At 44.8% G+C, this 15,903-nt stretch carries 16 protein-coding genes and 1 riboswitch; of the genes, 10 read left to right on the top strand and 6 right to left on the bottom strand.

Translation table 11 applies throughout. The features are described from left to right. The first annotated feature begins 33 nt into the window (after positions 1-33). A complete protein-coding gene (locus AC0MXB_RS09310; protein WP_474039393.1) occupies positions 34-1,305 on the top strand; it encodes an MFS transporter in 1,272 nt (423 codons plus the stop codon). 78 nt (positions 1,306-1,383) lie between these two features. On the opposite strand, the gene AC0MXB_RS09305 is transcribed toward AC0MXB_RS09310, so the two are convergent. The 3 genes from AC0MXB_RS09305 to AC0MXB_RS09295 form a co-directional block, all read right to left on the bottom strand. Beyond that, positions 1,384-2,598 (bottom strand): multidrug efflux MFS transporter, encoded by a 1,215-nt coding sequence (locus AC0MXB_RS09305; protein WP_474039392.1) that lies wholly within the window; start codon positions 2,596-2,598, stop codon positions 1,384-1,386. Between the two features lie 14 nt (positions 2,599-2,612). After that, a complete protein-coding gene (locus tag AC0MXB_RS09300) occupies positions 2,613-3,188 on the bottom strand; it encodes a TetR-like C-terminal domain-containing protein (protein WP_474039391.1) in 576 nt (191 codons plus the stop codon). A 136-nt stretch (positions 3,189-3,324) separates the two neighbouring features. Further along, positions 3,325-4,263 carry a hypothetical protein gene (locus tag AC0MXB_RS09295; RefSeq protein ID WP_474039390.1) on the bottom strand — a complete coding sequence of 313 codons (939 nt, stop codon included), beginning with the start codon at positions 4,261-4,263 and terminating at the stop codon, positions 3,325-3,327. A gap of 214 nt (positions 4,264-4,477) precedes the next feature. Here AC0MXB_RS09295 and AC0MXB_RS09290 point away from each other — a divergent pair, with 214 nt between their 5' ends. The 8 genes from AC0MXB_RS09290 (at position 4,478) to AC0MXB_RS09255 (ending at position 11,787) form a co-directional block, all read left to right on the top strand. Further along, the gene (locus AC0MXB_RS09290) at positions 4,478-5,701 is read left to right on the top strand and encodes a YecA family protein (RefSeq protein ID WP_474039389.1); all 1,224 of its coding nucleotides are present in this window, start codon (positions 4,478-4,480) and stop codon (positions 5,699-5,701) included. Between the two features lie 122 nt (positions 5,702-5,823). Further along, a riboswitch (cobalamin riboswitch) is annotated at positions 5,824-6,004 on the top strand. Positions 6,005-6,164: 160 nt separating this feature from the next. Further along, positions 6,165-6,866 carry a precorrin-2 C(20)-methyltransferase gene (gene cobI, locus AC0MXB_RS09285; RefSeq protein WP_474039388.1) on the top strand — a complete coding sequence of 234 codons (702 nt, stop codon included), beginning with the start codon at positions 6,165-6,167 and terminating at the stop codon, positions 6,864-6,866. 43 nt (positions 6,867-6,909) lie between these two features. Then, a complete protein-coding gene (locus AC0MXB_RS09280; RefSeq protein WP_474039387.1) occupies positions 6,910-7,875 on the top strand; it encodes an ABC transporter substrate-binding protein in 966 nt (321 codons plus the stop codon). Then, positions 7,859-8,869, top strand: coding sequence for a FecCD family ABC transporter permease (locus AC0MXB_RS09275; protein WP_474039386.1), 1,011 nt, complete (start codon positions 7,859-7,861; stop codon positions 8,867-8,869). The genes AC0MXB_RS09280 and AC0MXB_RS09275 overlap by 17 nt, the downstream gene beginning before the upstream one ends. Further along, a complete protein-coding gene (locus tag AC0MXB_RS09270; RefSeq protein WP_474039385.1) occupies positions 8,869-9,663 on the top strand; it encodes an ABC transporter ATP-binding protein in 795 nt (264 codons plus the stop codon). Before AC0MXB_RS09275 ends, AC0MXB_RS09270 begins: the two co-directional genes overlap by 1 nt. After that, positions 9,660-10,499 carry an ABC transporter ATP-binding protein gene (locus tag AC0MXB_RS09265; protein WP_474039384.1) on the top strand — a complete coding sequence of 280 codons (840 nt, stop codon included), beginning with the start codon at positions 9,660-9,662 and terminating at the stop codon, positions 10,497-10,499. The genes AC0MXB_RS09270 and AC0MXB_RS09265 overlap by 4 nt, the downstream gene beginning before the upstream one ends. Beyond that, complete coding sequence (locus AC0MXB_RS09260) at positions 10,499-11,239, top strand: ABC transporter permease (protein ID WP_474039383.1); 741 nt, start codon at positions 10,499-10,501, stop codon at positions 11,237-11,239. Before AC0MXB_RS09265 ends, AC0MXB_RS09260 begins: the two co-directional genes overlap by 1 nt. Positions 11,240-11,433: 194 nt before the next feature. Beyond that, positions 11,434-11,787, top strand: a complete 354-nt coding sequence (locus AC0MXB_RS09255; RefSeq protein WP_474039382.1) for a response regulator — start codon at positions 11,434-11,436, stop codon at positions 11,785-11,787. Here AC0MXB_RS09255 and pgl read toward each other — a convergent pair. Continuing rightward, the gene (gene pgl / locus AC0MXB_RS09250) at positions 11,784-12,521 is read right to left on the bottom strand and encodes a 6-phosphogluconolactonase (protein WP_474039381.1); all 738 of its coding nucleotides are present in this window, start codon (positions 12,519-12,521) and stop codon (positions 11,784-11,786) included. The genes AC0MXB_RS09255 and pgl overlap by 4 nt on opposite strands. Then, positions 12,515-14,038: a glucose-6-phosphate dehydrogenase gene (gene zwf / locus AC0MXB_RS09245; protein ID WP_474039380.1), complete on the bottom strand. Its 1,524-nt coding sequence runs from the start codon at positions 14,036-14,038 to the stop codon at positions 12,515-12,517. Before zwf ends, pgl begins: the two co-directional genes overlap by 7 nt. A 187-nt stretch (positions 14,039-14,225) precedes the next feature. Here zwf and AC0MXB_RS09240 point away from each other — a divergent pair, with 187 nt between their 5' ends. Continuing rightward, the gene (locus AC0MXB_RS09240; protein ID WP_474039379.1) at positions 14,226-14,597 is read left to right on the top strand and encodes a VOC family protein; all 372 of its coding nucleotides are present in this window, start codon (positions 14,226-14,228) and stop codon (positions 14,595-14,597) included. Between the two features lie 125 nt (positions 14,598-14,722). Here AC0MXB_RS09240 and AC0MXB_RS09235 read toward each other — a convergent pair whose 3' ends face one another. Then, entirely contained in the window at positions 14,723-15,898 is a 1,176-nt protein-coding gene (locus AC0MXB_RS09235) for an ABC transporter substrate-binding protein (protein WP_474039378.1), read from the bottom strand. Positions 15,899-15,903: the final 5 nt, after the last annotated feature.

The raw sequence follows: 15,903 nt of genomic DNA, 5'->3' as shown, positions 1-15,903 counted from the left end.
AATTGTCAGATGAAGTGAAAGCGAGGAAGTTATGTGAGAAATCAACCGGAAGCGATTCCATGGTATCGTGATTATCGATGGATTATTGTCGCGATTATGTTGTTAGGATCTGTAGTCAATTATTTGGATCGGGTAAATTTAAGTATTGCCAATACGACAATTTCGCGGGAATTTGGCTTAGATCCGATTCAAATGGGCTTGCTGTTATCGGCGTTTATGTGGCCCTATTCGCTGGCCAATTTGCCAGCAGGCTGGTTTATCGATAAATTTGGTACTCATAAAATCTTTTTAGGCGCTATTGGAATCTGGTCACTAGCGACGATTGCCGGTGGCTTCGTGCTAGGTTTTACATCTATGTATATTACCAGAGTTCTGTTGGGAATTGCGGAAGCGCCCTTTTTCATTATTGGCGGGCAGATTACGCAACGGTACTTTGCCGAAAAGGATCGCGGTATGGCTTCTTCCGTCATTAATTTAGGACCAAAGATTGCTAATGGTTTTGCGCCGCCGCTGCTTACCTTTCTTATGATTTATCTTGGCTGGCGCGGCATGTTTATCTGTCTTGGCTTGATGGGCCTTGCGGTACTTGCTTTGTGGCTAAAGTTTTATCGTAAGGATGATCTGGAATTTGTCGTAAAAGGAGCTGTTGAGGTTACTAACAGCAAAGTAAAGCCTAATTTTTGGAAACTGTTCAATCATCCGACGTCTTGGTGGTTTAATATTGGCAATGCCGGTACGTCTTATGTATTTTGGCTTTACTTTACCTGGCTGCCTACGTATTTAACAACACAGCGTCATATGTCGCTGACAACGGCAGGCTGGGTTTCAGCCATTCCCTTTATTGCCGGAGTTATTGCCGTACCGATTGGCGGCTATATTTCGGACTATCTTATTAAGCGTGGTATGGATGTGATTAAGGCGCGAATGGTTCCGGCTGTAGGGGGCTGTATTTTAGCGGCTGTCGCTGTTATTCCGGTCAACTACGTACAGGATACAACGATTGCCATTGCGCTCATTACCGTGAGTCTGTTTGCTGGGGCGTTACGGGTTGGCGTTCTGTGGGCTTTAGTGGGAGATTTGGCACCGGCAGAAGCTGTAGGAACGTTTGGCGGGATTCAAAACTTTGCCAGTTTTGTCGGTGGTACGTTGGCGCCGATTTGTACAGGCTATATTTTGCAGGCGACAGGTTCCTATGACATGGTTTTTGTGGTGAGTGGTATTCTTTGCCTCTTCGGGGCTATTAGTTATGCCCTTGTGCGGCGGCCTATCACGAGTGAAGAAGTCTTAGAAAAAAAGTGCGCTTAAAAAAGTGCTCTTAAAAATGTAAACTGTCGCACTAAAATGCTTTCTTATAGGAAAGCTGCTTTTAGTGCGACAGTTTTTTTAGTGGGAGGATTCTTCTTTGATTTTTTGTGCGGCAGAAACTTTTAGGACTGTAAAGTAGACCCAACAGGCGTTGATCAGCATGAGTAGGCTGGTGACAAAGAAGACGGAGCGAATTCCGAGAAAAGCGGCAGTCTGGCCGCCTAGTACAGAACCACTGAACATTCCTAAAAATTGTGCCGATTGATTATAGCCGAAAATCCGTCCGGTTACTTGATCAGGCGTTGTTCGTTTAATGAGAGTGTTGACAGAAGGCAGTAAAGCCGCTGTTGCTAAGCCTAACAGAAAGCGCAGACCGAGAAGCTGCCACTCATTTTTTACAAATGCCTGAGGAATAAAGAGAATACTGGCAATAAATAAAGCAGCAGTCATTACTTTTTCCGGCCCGATTTTATCAGAAAGTTTGCCAAGGCGAGGAGCGGAAATCATGCTTGCCAGCCCGGAAGCTGCAAAAACTAAACCAGAAATTAAGGCTACATGATCGGTTTCCAACATGAGCTGTTTGATATAGACCGTGATGATGGGTTCGATGGAAAATAAGGCGGCGCTTAAGAGATAGGTAGTTAAAAACATGGATAACAGCAATTTTCTTTGTGGAATCATTTGCCAAACTTGCTTTGTCGTGAAGATTTTTTTATCGCCTAAAGTGAAGTTTTCTTTTACAAAGCAAAGTGTTAGGGCAAAAGCGATAAGGAGTAAAACGCTTGTTGATAAAAATACGCTTCTTACGCCGAGAAACTCTGCTAGAAATCCGCCAATGAGCGGGCCTAAGAGTGAGCCGCCAACCATGCCTGTAGACAAGGTGCCTAAAGCCCAACCAGCTCGATCTCGCGGTGTTTGCGTAGCAATCAAGGTAATTGCGCCGGAGTTGAAGCCGGAAATCGTCCCCATGAGTAACCGCAAGCCGACTAATTGATATACTGAAGTGACAAAGCTCATGAAAAATAATACAATCGCCATTCCGAGACTGGCCCTAAGCAGCATAGCTTTTCGGCCAAAACGGTCAGCTGCTTGCCCCCACAGTGGCGAAACGAGCGCCATCATCATTCCCGTAATGCCAAAGGCAAGGCCTGACCACATTTCGATGCTTTCCAGATCAGAGACTCCCAAGTGTTCCACATAAAGCGGTAAGATAGGAGCAATCTGACTTAGGGCTGAGGCGGTAGCGAAAGCGCCGATCCAACAGATGAACAAATTTCTTTTCCACATTTCCATAAACAGGCCTCCGCTTATCGGTTTTCTTTGAGAGCTTCAATACCGCAAAGAAAAGTAGCAATCATTTGCTCATAACTGTCTTCTTTATTTGCTTTTTGAATAAACCAACCAGCCGCTTCTAGGGAAAGAAAACCGTGCATGACGCTGCGCAGGCCCCGTAAGGCATGGGTTGTATTGTCTTCGTCTAGGTTATAGCCGTTCAGTACGGTTCGAATCACTGACATTAAATCCTGCAGCGCTTGCTGCAGATCTTTATTTTCCCGATTGGGTGTTGCGACAATGGCGCTGTATAAGCCAGGACGCTCATGAGCAAAGGTGCGATATTCGCGAGCAATTGCTTTAATGGCGTCGTGTTTTGCTTTGCCAATAGCGGCTTGGCTGATTCTTTGTTGCATTTCTCTTACGGCAAAGATAGAAAGGCTTTGTTTGAGATGGGCCAGACTATCAATATGATTATAAAGCGAGGGTTTTTGAACACCAAGTTTTGCAGCTACAGCTGTTAGTGTTACTGTTTCTAATCCGGTATGATCCGCTATTGCAGCGGCAGTTTCAATAATAATTTGAAAGGTAAGGCCGACAGGGGCTCCCATGGAGATCACTACTTTCTCTAATGATTTAAAACTAACTACTATAGTTATAAGACTAATCTTGTTAGTTGTCAAATTATAATAGTAAAAAATAAAAGTTTTCAGCGCGATTTATAAAAAAACTTCTAGCACGTTTATGCTAGAAGGTATGGGTATATTCGATTTCGGTTTTGCGAATGGGAATATCGAAGGTAATTGTTTGAGCAACTGTGTACTTTAGGGAAAGGCGATCTTGCGGCGTTAAAGCTTGGATGAAGGCGATTTGAAAGCCTCTTAGACTATTATCATAACCGCCAAGACTTGCTTTCCCTTCTGGTACGGCCTTATCTTGAATTTCGCCGCCAAGTATTTTTATCGCCTGATATTCTGTGGGCTGATAGTTGATTCCTACTAGGATTCCCTGGTTTTGATCAGGGGCGGAAGAACGGACATATTCAGCCAAATACTCTGCTTTTCCATGGGGTGAATTCACGCTAAAGCCGGTAAATGTTGTGGCTTTTTCCAGATGAGGGATGTGAAGGGCGCTGGCCATGAAGCGAGTAGAACCAGCAAAGTAGGCGATTTCGCCGCCGGAAATCATATGATTAGCACGATCGGCGAATAAGTCTGAATCTAACTTGCCGAAGGTGGCATGGTATTGAATGTGGCCTGTCGTTGTACGCCAGTCGATTCCTTTAAACATGCCAAAGCCGGCATTCGAGCTATTGTCAAACATCGCGCCGTAAGCCCCTAAGTAAGTATCTTGGCTGCCAATTTTCAATAGCATATTCTTGTTGTTAATCAATAAGCCATACTGATCTAGACTGCTGTTATTTTCCTTGGTGGCAGAGCCAGCGTAAGATTGATGGCCAAAGCGGAAAAAAATCTCGGTTTGTTCTGAAAGGGCTTGGTGAAAATTTAGCCGCAAGGTTCTCTCTGTATCGCTGATATCAGCTACGTCAGAGCGATGATAACGGATGGTTTCATATTTTAGAGTGGTTTCCCCGTCAATTGTAAGGGGGGCGGCAGTTACTGGGGAAGTGGCGGCAGCTAATAGAAAAGCGGTTAGAAGCATTGGGCGTAGGGCGGCATGGGCCATGCGATACATCCTTTCAGAAAAAAATTATTGGCATTTCTTATTCGCGCTTTCCGACAAAAGTCCTGTAATTTTTTCTGGTAAAATAATAAAAGAATTGTTTGGTATTTTTTTCCTGTTTATGACTTGGCAATTCTCGGTGAAATGGTGTACAATCTATAGAGTTGAGAAAGATATTCGCCAAGTAGTTTGTGTGATGAATATGGGAGGAACGAAAGTGAGCGAGAAAGACTCGAAAGATATCCGCTGCGAAGCAGCCGATGAAACAGCCGAAGCCTTGCATCAGGTGATAGAAGAGGCTCAGCGTCAGGAGAAAAAGTTAGCAGAGCGTTTATGGCGCGCGGTGAGTGGACCGGAAGAACTCACGAGTTACTTAGGATATTTGACCAAGGATGAATTGACGGAAATACGGATAAATTTAAAGGTTAAGAATGCTAGCAACTTGAAGAAACAGGAGCTTGCCGATTTACTTGTTATGGCGATTCCAGCGGGCGTTGCTGAGGCAGCGACGCTGATTTTTGATGAAGAGCGGTGGCGGTGGTTTAAACGATTTGCCACGCAAGAAGTAAACTTCTATACCACGAAAATACGACTTGACTTTATTCGATATTTTAAAAGCTATGGCTTTTTAGGCACTGGTACTTGTGATGAGAAGACGATTTTTTGGATTCCTACTGGTGTGAAGCAGGCTTTTCAGTCTTTAAATGAAGGCAAGCTTTATGAAATGATCAGACAGAATACTGAGTGGATTTATGCTACACAAGGTTTACTTTATTATTATGGTTTGTTGGAAAAAGATCAGCTTGTAGCATTAGTAGAGGAAAAGGGAATTGCGGCGAAAGCGGATATTTCTCGTTACTTAGCGGTCATTGCTGAAGCTGCGGCTTGCTATGGTCAAATTGTAATTGATAAAGAGGTTTATGCCGATTATCGTGTAAAAGATCGGGCCTATATTCTAGGAGAACAGAAAAGTCGTGCTGAACTTCCTTACTGCTCCTTTTTAAAGCAGCAATTTGTGAAGGCTGGTAAACCCGGTTTTGTTGATAAAAACTCTGCTTCAGAGAATTTCCTGCGGTTTATGAAAGAGTGCTATTCGCTCAATCGGGAAGAGGCGGCGGCATTAGCCGAAGATTGTTTTTATATTATCAACAATAGTAAAGGCAGTGGCGATCTCTTAGCTTACTTGTCAAAAGGGTATGAGTTTCCTAGTGAATCTTTTCAAGATACCTTGCTTCCCTATGTGGCAGCGCTTCATAATCAGACGCGCATGTGGGTGTTGAAGGGGTATAAACCGGTAGAACTTGTGGAGGATGAATCGGCGAAATTGCAGCCTTGTCAGGAACTGAGCAGCATGAGTGAAGTGGCGCCAGTGAAGGTAGGCCGCAATGATCCTTGCCCTTGTAATAGTGGGAAAAAATACAAAAAGTGCTGCGGCAAATAGCTGCAAAAAGCCCAGTTTTTCTATTTATAGAGAGCTGGGCATACTTGTAGTTCTAGTCGGATTTGTTTGACTTTTTTGCAAACAAGTGATATAAATAAGTTACATTAACTGTTATTTCATAATTGCATAAGATTGAAATAGGTGCCCATAGGGCTTAATAGGGAAGTCCGGTGCAAGGCCGGCGCGGTCCCGCCACTGTAATGGGAAGCGAAACCAGAAAATGCCACTGAGACGATTGTCTTGGGAAGGTTTGGATGAGCGATGATCCAGAGTCAGGAGAACTGCCTGTTTAACAATCACCGTTTTAACCCACGAGCGATGGGGAGGGGATTAAAGAGTTCGATCTTTTTTTTCCTGGCCAAAAGCCAGGATTTTTGATTTCAGCGCTCTTTTGAAATAAGACCTTTCTTGCTTTAAGAAAGGTTTTTTTATGACCTATTTTTAATTTATGGAGGTTTTTGCAATGGCAGGTATTTTTTATGGTGTGGGCGTAGGCCCTGGAGATCCGGAGCTTCTTACATTAAAAGCGATTAATTTGATTAAGTCGGCTGATATTATTATTGCGCCAAAAACGGAGAAGAAAGAAGGCAGTGTGGCGCTTACAATTGCTAAACCTTATATTAAGGACACGGCTGAAATTGCAACTCTTGTATTTCCTATGGTTTCCGACCAAATTCAATTGAATGATGCCTGGGCTAGTAATAAGGAAACGATCGTGAACTATTTAGATGAAGGAAAGACGGTTGTTTTTTTAACTTTGGGCGATCCTATGTTCTACAGTACTTATATTTATGTATACAGACTGTTAAAAGACTGTGGCCATCCCATTGAAACGATTCCTGGCATTACGGCTTTCTGCGCCATTGGCAGCAAATTAGGTTATCCTATCGTCGAAGGGGACGATGTACTGAATATTATTCCAGCTACGATGGAAGAAGAAAAAATGGAACAGGCTTTCGCTACAGCCGATAATGTAGTGCTTATGAAAGTTTATAAAAATTTCCCGCAAGTTTTGGAAAAATTAAAACGTCATGGCTTGGCCAAACAAGCAGTCATGATCAGCCGCTGCGGCCTAGACGGCGAACAAGTGGTACATAACTTGTCTGATCTGAATGATGATCATAAACTGAACTATTTATCAACCATTGTAGCAAGACGAGGCTAATCGCTTCCTGCATCTAACGGAGCAGCGAAAGGAAGAGACTGCAATGAAAAAGTATATGTTTTTGCTGGCACTCCTTTGTGGCGTGGCAGCACTTTTCTTTGCCGGCTGTGGTGCGCAAAAATCTGCCGATCAAGGGAAAGATGGGAATTATTTAACCATACAAGACAATGCTGGACGCACAGTTACTTTAACGAAAAAACCGGAAAAAGTCGTAGTGCTTTCTACCTCTTTTTTAGATCTATTGTATTCTGTCGATGGGAAAGCCGCAGGCAGGCCTAGTTCTAAAACGGAATCGGTGCCAGAGGCTGCTGCTTCTGTGCCGGAAGTCGGCTTTGTCTATAATGTGAATTTAGAAAAAGTAATGGCGTTGCAACCGGATCTAGTTATTGCCGTGCAGGGAATGCATGAAAAGCTTTTGCCAACGCTAGAAAGTAATCACATTCCGGTTTTGCTTTTGAAATATAAGACGTTAGAAGATACGCTGACAACGATTACTTTACTTGGTAAGATTGTCGGGACGGAGAGCAAAGCTTCTCAATTAGTGCAATCCATTCAAGACAAAATCAGCGCCATAAAAGCAAAAGTGCCGCAGGGACCGCCGTTGAAGGTGGCGATTTTGCATGCTACGTCGAAAAGTGTAACAGTCGAGCTTGATAATACGATTGCTGGCAGTATAGCGAAACGTCTGGGCCTTGTCAATGTTGCTTCAGGAACGACGGCGCCTGATAAAGACAGTGATAATGTGCCTTATAGTTTAGAAAAACTGGTGGATTCCAATCCTGATATGGTTTTTGTGGTCACCATGGGCAATGCCGCGGAAATTGGCGCAAGGATGAAAAGCGATGTAGAAAGTAATCCAGCTTGGAGTACTCTCTCTGCTGTGAAAAACCAGAAGGTTTACTTTTTGCCGTCTGATTTGTTTTTGCTCAATCCTGGTCTAAAGATTCCTGATGCTGTAGAATATATGGCTAAAATCGTCTATCCTGAGGTGTATGGCCGTGTTCAATAAACAAAACTTTTCTGCTGGCGATGGTCGACTTGGGCGTCGCGTACTTGTTTTAGCTTTGCTTGTTTTGGCTTTTGCCGCTTCCTTTGTCTATAGTTTAGCTACAGGCGCTGTAACAATTTCCTGGCAGGAAATTGTTACAACGCTTTTTTCGCAAGGGGCGGGAAATCCGATTATTTTTAATATTCGATTGCCGCGCACACTTGTAGGAGCTTTAGTGGGACTGAATCTAGCCTTATCTGGGGCTATTTTGCAGTCGATCATGAAAAGTCCTTTGGCAGATCCCCACATTATTGGCGTTTCCTCTGGGGCTGGCCTTGCTGGTATTTTAATTTTGATTTTATTTCCTCACTGGGAGTATTTACTCACGCCAGTAGCTTTTTGCGGTGCTATGGCGGCGACGATGGCAATTTATATTTTGGCCTGGAAAGGCGGCATTCGTCCGGTACGGATTATTTTAGCGGGTGTAGCTGTTTCGGCTTTTCTGGGAGCAGGCATTGCTGGTTTATTAGTCTTCTTTAGTGATCGGGTTCATGGCGCTCTCATGTGGATGGTTGGCGGGCTATCGGCAAGAAGCTGGCCCCATTTTTATGCCATGCTGCCTTACACGGTACTTGGCTCTCTCGTGGCTTTTTTCAGTACACGTAGCTTAAATGTATTAGAACTTGGCGATGAAGTGGCTGCTGGTTTGGGACTTGCTGTCGAGAGAACGCGTCTCTTACTCACTGCTGTGGCCGCGCTGCTAGCGGCTAGCGCTGTCAGTGTAGCTGGGTTGCTTGGCTTTGTGGGCCTGGTAGTGCCGCACGCAGCAAGACTGCTTATTGGTTCTGATTATCGTTATGTGCTGCCTGCTTCCGCGTTACTAGGTGCGGCGGTTGTGACTTTTAGCGATACAATGGCCCGAACGGTTTTTGCGCCAGTGGAACTGCCTGTGGGCATTATTATGGCTTTTGCTGGCGCTCCCTTTTTCCTCTATCTATTAAGGAGGGAACCGTAATGCTTATAGCGCAGAATGTAACCGTTCAGTTTGGCGCGAAACTTTTGTTCCAGGATTTATCTTTGAGGATTCAAGAAGGTACGATCGTTTCGATTATTGGGCCAAATGGGTCTGGCAAGAGTACCTTTTTAAAAACCTTATCGCGTGCTTTAAAACCGCAGCAGGGAAAAATTCTGCTTGATGGCAAGGAGCTTTATGCTGTTTCGGCAGCAGAGTTGGCCCGAATTATGGCTGTATTGCCGCAGACGCCGAGTGCTCCCAGTGATTTGACAGTGCGTGATTTAATTAGTTATGGTCGCTTTCCTCATCAACGTTGGTGGAAAAATACGCAAAAAGAAGATGCATCTTTTATTGAATGGGCGATCGAAACAACGCAGCTGACAAAGTTAGCTGACCGGATTGTGGCAACTCTTTCGGGCGGTGAACGTCAGAGAGTTTGGTTGGCGATGGCTTTAGCCCAAAAACCACGTCTCTTGCTGCTTGATGAACCGACAACGTATCTTGATATTTCTCATCAGTTAGAAATTCTCGAACTCATTGCCAGACTCAATCGGGAAGAAAAAATTACTGTTATCATGGTACTTCATGATATGAATCATGCAGCACGATATTCTGATCAGATTGCTGTGCTGAGTAGCGGCGCTTTATATAGCGCTGGTTCGCCTGCCGATGTAATTACCAAGCAGATGTTGCGGGAAGTGTTTCGGATTGAGGCCGATATCTGGCTTGATGAAACAGGTAGGCCCTTATCACTGGCCCGTTCGCTGGCGAAAGGAAATGAGGAGACACTATGATTGAAATTTGCGAACTTGTAAAACAGTATGGGCAAAGGCGAGCCATTGACCATTTGAATCTTTCCATTGGCGATGGTGAAATTTTCGGTTTGCTAGGCCCCAATGGCGCTGGCAAGACCACTTTGATCCGGATTCTAACAATGCTGACATCCTATCAAGAAGGTTCTGTTTTGATTCAAAAAGAACCTATTGCGACAGACTCCATTGCCATAAAGGCTTTGATTGGTGTTGTACCGCAGCATTTTAATCTCGATTCGGACCTTACGGCGTGGGAAAACCTAGAGCTTCATGGGCGTTTGCATCATATTCCTAAAGAGGTTCGCCATAAGAAAATTGATGAGTTGCTTGCTTTTGTCGAATTAGATACTCGGTCTGACGATATGGTTCAAACCTTTTCTGGCGGCATGAAACGGCGGCTGATGATTGCCAGAGCTTTGCTGCACGAACCCAAAATTCTCTTTTTAGATGAACCGACAGTGGGCCTTGATCCGCAGGTACGACGTAAACTTTGGGACCTGATTCGCAGTCTCAATCAGTCTGGTTTGACTGTACTTCTTACAACACATTATATTGAGGAAGCAGAAGCGCTTTGTGATCGTGTGGCTATTCTCGAAAAGGGACGACTCTTAGTAACGGACACGCCGACAGAGCTCTGTCGGCGTGTTGGGCAGTTTGCTTTGGAATGGATGGAAGAGGGCGTTTTGCAGGCACGGTTTTTTGAGGAGCGCGAAACTGCTGTGGCGGCGATGGGGCAGTTAAGCGGTACGGCGGCCTTACGAAAGACGAATTTGGAAGATGTGTTTGTGGAACTTACGGGAAGGAAGGTTTCAGAATAATGCTATCTGATATTTTTACAGTTTTTTGGCGGGACTGGCTAGTTTTGAACCGACGCCTAGGGCGATTTATTTTATCGCGTATGGTATCGCCAATTCTCTATCTTGTTGCCTTTGGCTGGGGCCTTGGCAGTCAAATCCAGGTACAGCAGGGAAGCTATCTTGATTATATTGTACCAGGCATTGTGGCGCTGAACTCGATGATTATTAGCTTTAACGCCGTAGGGACGCCCGTAAATATGGCGAGACTGTACCATAAAACACTAGAAGAATATCAGATTGCGCCGATTGAGCCTGCTGCTTTTGTGTTGGGAAAAGTCCTTTCCGGGATGCTGCGCGGCGTCATTTCTTCCCTGGTTATTTTGATTTTAGCGTTTGTATTTGGCGCTAAATTATCGCTTTCTATGGGCTTTTGGTTACTGCTACTATTAAACTGCGCTCTGTTTGCGTCACTTGGCTTTGTTGCGGCGATGTTAATGAATTCTCATGAGGAAATGGCAAATTTCAACACGTATGTATTGACCCCTATGTCGTTTCTCTGCGCTACCTTTTTTTCTAGCGACAGACTTCCCGTTGTTTTGCAGGGGGTTGTGCAGTTGCTTCCGTTAACTCATGCTAGTCAAGGATTACGTCTTGTTGGCAGTGGGGCGCCGCTGCCGCTGTTTTCTGCTGGCGTATTAGCATGCTATGTGATCATTCTTATTGGGACAGGACTTTGGCAGATGAAGCGGCTTAGTCGCTAAGCAATTCGTTACTATAGTGATTACAATATAGTAACCTGATCCAGTTCTTGCTATTTAATCGGGAAATAAAGGATAGACAAAAAGCGTTGCCTTGTATACAATAAATTTATAAACGATTTATTTGTAGAAAAATGTAATGTTACGGTGATCGTATTGATCTTTTATTTCTATTCGTAAGGGCTGGTGAGAGTTTGATGAAGCGGGTACTTATTGTGGATGATGCAATGTTTATGCGCCTTAGTATTAAGACAATGTTGCAGAAAAATGGCTATGAAGTTGTGGGGGAAGCTGCAGACGGCAATCAGGCTGTAACGCAGTTTCAAACGTTACAGCCTGATATTGTGACTATGGATATTACAATGCCAAATTCTGATGGGGTAACAGCGTTAAAGCAAATTAAAGCGATTGATCAAAACGCCACAGTCTTAATGATTACTGCGCTGGGACATGAGAATAGTGTTCGTGAAGCCATTATGGCTGGTGCGAAAGGCTTTGTAGTCAAGCCTTTTGAAGAAGCAACATTAGTCAAAGCTTTGGCGAAACTTTAATTTTCTAAGGTGCTTGTCGATAGTTCTTTGGCAGCTGGCTGGTCAAGAAGCCACAGGATTTCTCCTTGGGTTGGTTGAACAAGCTGGGCAGGATAGGGCGGTTCATGTGGCGGAGTGTTTAGAATTTCTGCCAAAATAGCCGCTTTTGCTGTTCCTGTTGCTAAAAAAACAATTTTTTTTGCTTGGTTTAAAAGTGGATAGGTAAAGGTGATACGGGCCTCTGGCTGTGTTTGCGGAAATACAGCTCTCACGAGAGCCTGTTTTTCTTTTAGGGCGGGGCACCCGGGAAAGAGTGATGCGGTATGGCCGTCGGCGCCAAGTCCGAGAAAAATGAGGTCAAAGCGAGGGGGAGCGGAAGCAAAGGTGTTTTTTAAATCTGTCTCATAGCGAAGCGCTGCTTCCTCTGGCGCTTCTTTCGTATTTATGGTGTGAATGTTTTCCGGCGGCAGCGGGACATGACTTAGCCAAGCGTCATAGGTCATTTTCTGATTACTGCGCGCCGAGTTAGCGGGGACACAGCGCTCATCACCCCAGAAAATATGGACTTTTTTCCAGGGGATTGTTGTGAGGTAGGGCGGTTCTTTTAGGAGTTCATAGACTTTTTGCGGTGTTGTACCGCCTGCTAGGGCTACATAGAAACAGCCCTGTTTCTCTATGGCTTGTAAAGCAGTCTGGCAAAAAAGATCGGCAGCTGCCTTCGCGGCAGCTGCTTCCGTTTCATAAATTTTTAGCATGAGGAGCCTCCTTTTTTCGGTTCCATACAGGCTGGTAACAGCCAGGAACGACGGTCCCGGGCAATCAACGCTTCGGCATCAGGCGGCCCCCATTGACCAGCCTGGTAATTCGGAAAGTTAAGTTCCGGTGCATTTTGCCAAACTTCCAAAAGGGGACGCATAACGGACCAAGCGGCTTCCACTTGATCGGCCCGCATAAAGAGAGCCGGATCTCCGCGCATTACGTCGACGAGCAATGTTTCATAGGCGTCAGGTGACACGGAGGAAAAGGCTTCGCGATAGGAATAATACATGTCGACCGGTTTTAATTTCATGCCGAGACCCGGCTCTTTCGCTTGAGTTCGCAGCAAAATGCCTTGGTTTGGCTCAATTTTAATAACGAGTCGGTTCGATTGGATCAATTGGGTGTTTAGATGGGAAAACGGGTGATGGGGCACAGGACGAAACTGCAGAGAGATTTCGGAAACCCTAGCTGGCATGCGTTTTCCTGTACGGAGATAGAAAGGGACTCCCTGCCAGCGCCAGTTGTCGATAAATAACTTTACGGCAGCAAAGGTTTCAACATTTGAGTCGGGGGCGACGGCATGTTCCTCGCGATAACCAGGAACTTCTTTGCCGTTAATCCAGCCTCGGCCGTATTGGCCGCGTACGGCGTAGAAGGGGACGTCATCTTCCAAGATGGGATGGATGGCATGCATAACATCAATTTTTTTATTATGAATTTCGTCGGCTTGGAATGACGTAGGCGGTTCCATAGCCATGAAACAAAGTAGCTGCATCAGATGATTTTGCATCATATCGCGAAGGGCTCCGGCCGTTTCGTAGTAGCCGCCGCGTTCGCCTACGCCGAGCTGCTCGGCTACAGTAATTTGAATATGATCAATGAAATTGCGGTTCCATACAGGCTCCCAGACTGCGTTGGCAAATCGGAAGGCTAGGATATTTTGCACTGTTTCTTTACCAAGATAGTGATCAATGCGGTAAATTTGTTCTTCCGCAAAATATTTGAGCAGTTCGCTGTTGAGTCGTCGAGCTGATAAAAGATCATTGCCGAAGGGCTTTTCAATGACTAAGCGATACCGACGGTCGCCGCGTAGCGGAGCGCTTTCGCCCAAATGTTGGACAATCGGCGAAAAGAGCAGTGGCGGTGTGGCCAAATAAAACAAGAGATTAGGCGGCGTTGGCCAGTCGCGGCCTGCTGTGGATAAGAGGTATTCGTAAGTGGCGGGATCACTATAATCTGCCTGCAGGTATTCCAGACAAGCGGCAAAGTCTTCCCAGTCGGCATCCTGTGAAGGACCGCGGCGGGAAAATTTATCAATTCCCTGGCGCAACCGATCGCGAAATGTTTCTACAGTAAAGCTGCTTCTAGCTAGTCCGATGATCTTGATAGGACTCGGCAAATAACCGTCAAGGTATAAATTATATAGGGCAGGAAATACTTTGCGCTGAGCCAGATCGCCGGAAGCGCCGAAAACGATAATGACGGTTGGGTCAAGTTGCAGGTTGCGTGCCAAGTGAATCAACTCCTTTTGGTGGTAAATCAGGTTTACATTTACCTGTAGTATTTCTCTAAAAAGAGTAAAAATCCTTTGGTAGTCAGGAAAGAACCCCGATTTTACTGTTGGAGCAGGAAAGAATCGCTGTAAGGCGAATCCTTAATAAGGAAATTTGTTTAGGAAAATTGGAGGGAGTGGATAAGACATGAATTTTCGTTTTTTACACAATAACCTAAATGTATTCGATCTTGATAAGAGTTTAGCCTTCTATCAAGAGGCTCTGGGCCTTAAAGAGGTGCGGCGGAAGGAAGCGGCTGACGGCAGCTTTATTCTTGTTTTTCTCGGCGATGGACAAACAAGTCATCAGCTTGAATTGACTTGGCTCAGAGATCGCAAAGAACCTTATAATCTCGGCGACAATGAAATTCATCTTGCCTTTGCGGCGCCGGATTTTGCTGCTGCTCACGAGCTCCATCAAAAAATGGGCTGCATCTGCTATGAAAATGCCGCTATGGGAATCTATTTTATTAGTGATCCTGATGGCTACTGGTTGGAAGTTATTCCGCCTCGCGATTGATTTCTAAAATTATATTGTTTTTTATGAGAAAAGCTGCCCCAACCAAGGCCTGTATCAGGCGATGGTTGGTGGCAGCTTTTTTGTAAGCCATGATTTTGGCGAAGCATTTTTTAAAACTCTACCGTTTAAGGATTTACTTTTTCCCGGAAAGTTTGTAAACCGTCCTTCATTTCAATGATTACAGCACTCTTAACGGGATCATGGAATTCATTGAACGTAATGAGACCGGAAACCGCTTGATAATCTTTGGTTTTTGCCAGCTCATCTTTGATTTTTACTGGTTCGGCGCTATTGGCCCGTTTCATAGCTTCAATGATCATTTTCGTTGCGTCATACGATAAAGCGGCAAAAGCGTCTGGTGTTTGGCCATATTCTTTCTTATAGCTTTCGACAAAGGTCTTTACAGCCGGGCTGTTGTCATCAGGTGAGTAATGATTGCTAAAGAAAGTGTTATTTAAAGCAGCTTTACCGGCAATTTCCGGCAGTTTTGCTGAATCCCAACCATCGCCGCCCAGGAAGGGAACATTTAAGCCTAATTCGCGGCTCTGCTTAATAATCATGCCGACTTCTTGATAGTAGCCAGGCACAAAGACAACATCAGGATTCGTTGCTTTAATTTTGGTCAAGGTTGCTTTAAAATCAGTATCTTTGGCTAGATAGGCTTCTTCTGAAACAATAGTTCCGCCATTTTTAATAAATGTTTCTTTAAAGAATTGGCCAAGGCCTTTGGCATAATCGCTGGAATTATCGAGGTATAAGGCCGCTGTTTTTCCTTTGAGGGATTTCGTGGCAAAGTTAGCCATAACAGAACCTTGGAAAGGATCAATGAACGCAGCTCGGAACATGAAATCACGAACTTTATTCGTACCAGGGTCAACGGTAACTTTCGGGTTGGATGCTGTTGGACTGATTGCTAATACTTTATTGTCCTGATTGACCTGTGCACCAGCAATAACACTGGAGGAGGCAATTGGAGCAATTACAGCAGCAACTTTATCTTGTGTAATTAATTTTTGCATAGCATTGGCTGCTTCGGCTGCTTCGCTCTTATTATCAGCAACGACAAGGGAAAGCTGTTTGCCAAGTACGCCGCCTTGGGCGTTGACTTCTTTAATGGCTAGCTTTGCTCCGTTAGCAGCAGATTGGCCGAATGTAGCATTCGTTCCTGTCATTTCTAGGTTAGCGCCTAACTTAATTTCATTTGCGGCTTGTTGGCTACCGCCGCAGCCGCTCAATAAAGACGCAGCAAGCAGGCCTGACAGCAAGAGGCTTGTCAGACGAAATTTTTTCGTTTTTAACATCTCTT

This window comes from Pelorhabdus sp. sgz311001 (genome assembly GCF_055901755.1).
The sequence above is the reverse complement of the archived record's forward strand: the minus strand, read 5'-3'. Positions and strand labels throughout refer to the sequence as shown.

Excerpts from the sequence above, each read along its gene's own strand:
- AC0MXB_RS09255 (WP_474039382.1), top strand. The coding sequence starts at position 11,434 with ATGAAGCGGGTACTTATTGTGGATGATGCAATGTTTATGCGCCTTAGT.
- AC0MXB_RS09240 (WP_474039379.1), top strand. The coding sequence starts at position 14,226 with ATGAATTTTCGTTTTTTACACAATAACCTAAATGTATTCGATCTTGAT.
- AC0MXB_RS09235 (WP_474039378.1), bottom strand. The coding sequence starts at position 15,898 with ATGTTAAAAACGAAAAAATTTCGTCTGACAAGCCTCTTGCTGTCAGGC.
- AC0MXB_RS09295 (WP_474039390.1), bottom strand. The coding sequence starts at position 4,263 with ATGGCCCATGCCGCCCTACGCCCAATGCTTCTAACCGCTTTTCTATTA.
- AC0MXB_RS09275 (WP_474039386.1), top strand. The coding sequence starts at position 7,859 with ATGGCCGTGTTCAATAAACAAAACTTTTCTGCTGGCGATGGTCGACTT.
- AC0MXB_RS09280 (WP_474039387.1), top strand. The coding sequence starts at position 6,910 with ATGAAAAAGTATATGTTTTTGCTGGCACTCCTTTGTGGCGTGGCAGCA.
- AC0MXB_RS09300 (WP_474039391.1), bottom strand. The coding sequence starts at position 3,188 with ATGGGAGCCCCTGTCGGCCTTACCTTTCAAATTATTATTGAAACTGCC.
- AC0MXB_RS09265 (WP_474039384.1), top strand. The coding sequence starts at position 9,660 with ATGATTGAAATTTGCGAACTTGTAAAACAGTATGGGCAAAGGCGAGCC.
- AC0MXB_RS09270 (WP_474039385.1), top strand. The coding sequence starts at position 8,869 with ATGCTTATAGCGCAGAATGTAACCGTTCAGTTTGGCGCGAAACTTTTG.
- AC0MXB_RS09305 (WP_474039392.1), bottom strand. The coding sequence starts at position 2,598 with ATGGAAATGTGGAAAAGAAATTTGTTCATCTGTTGGATCGGCGCTTTC.
- AC0MXB_RS09260 (WP_474039383.1), top strand. The coding sequence starts at position 10,499 with ATGCTATCTGATATTTTTACAGTTTTTTGGCGGGACTGGCTAGTTTTG.
- pgl (WP_474039381.1), bottom strand. The coding sequence starts at position 12,521 with ATGCTAAAAATTTATGAAACGGAAGCAGCTGCCGCGAAGGCAGCTGCC.
- cobI (WP_474039388.1), top strand. The coding sequence starts at position 6,165 with ATGGCAGGTATTTTTTATGGTGTGGGCGTAGGCCCTGGAGATCCGGAG.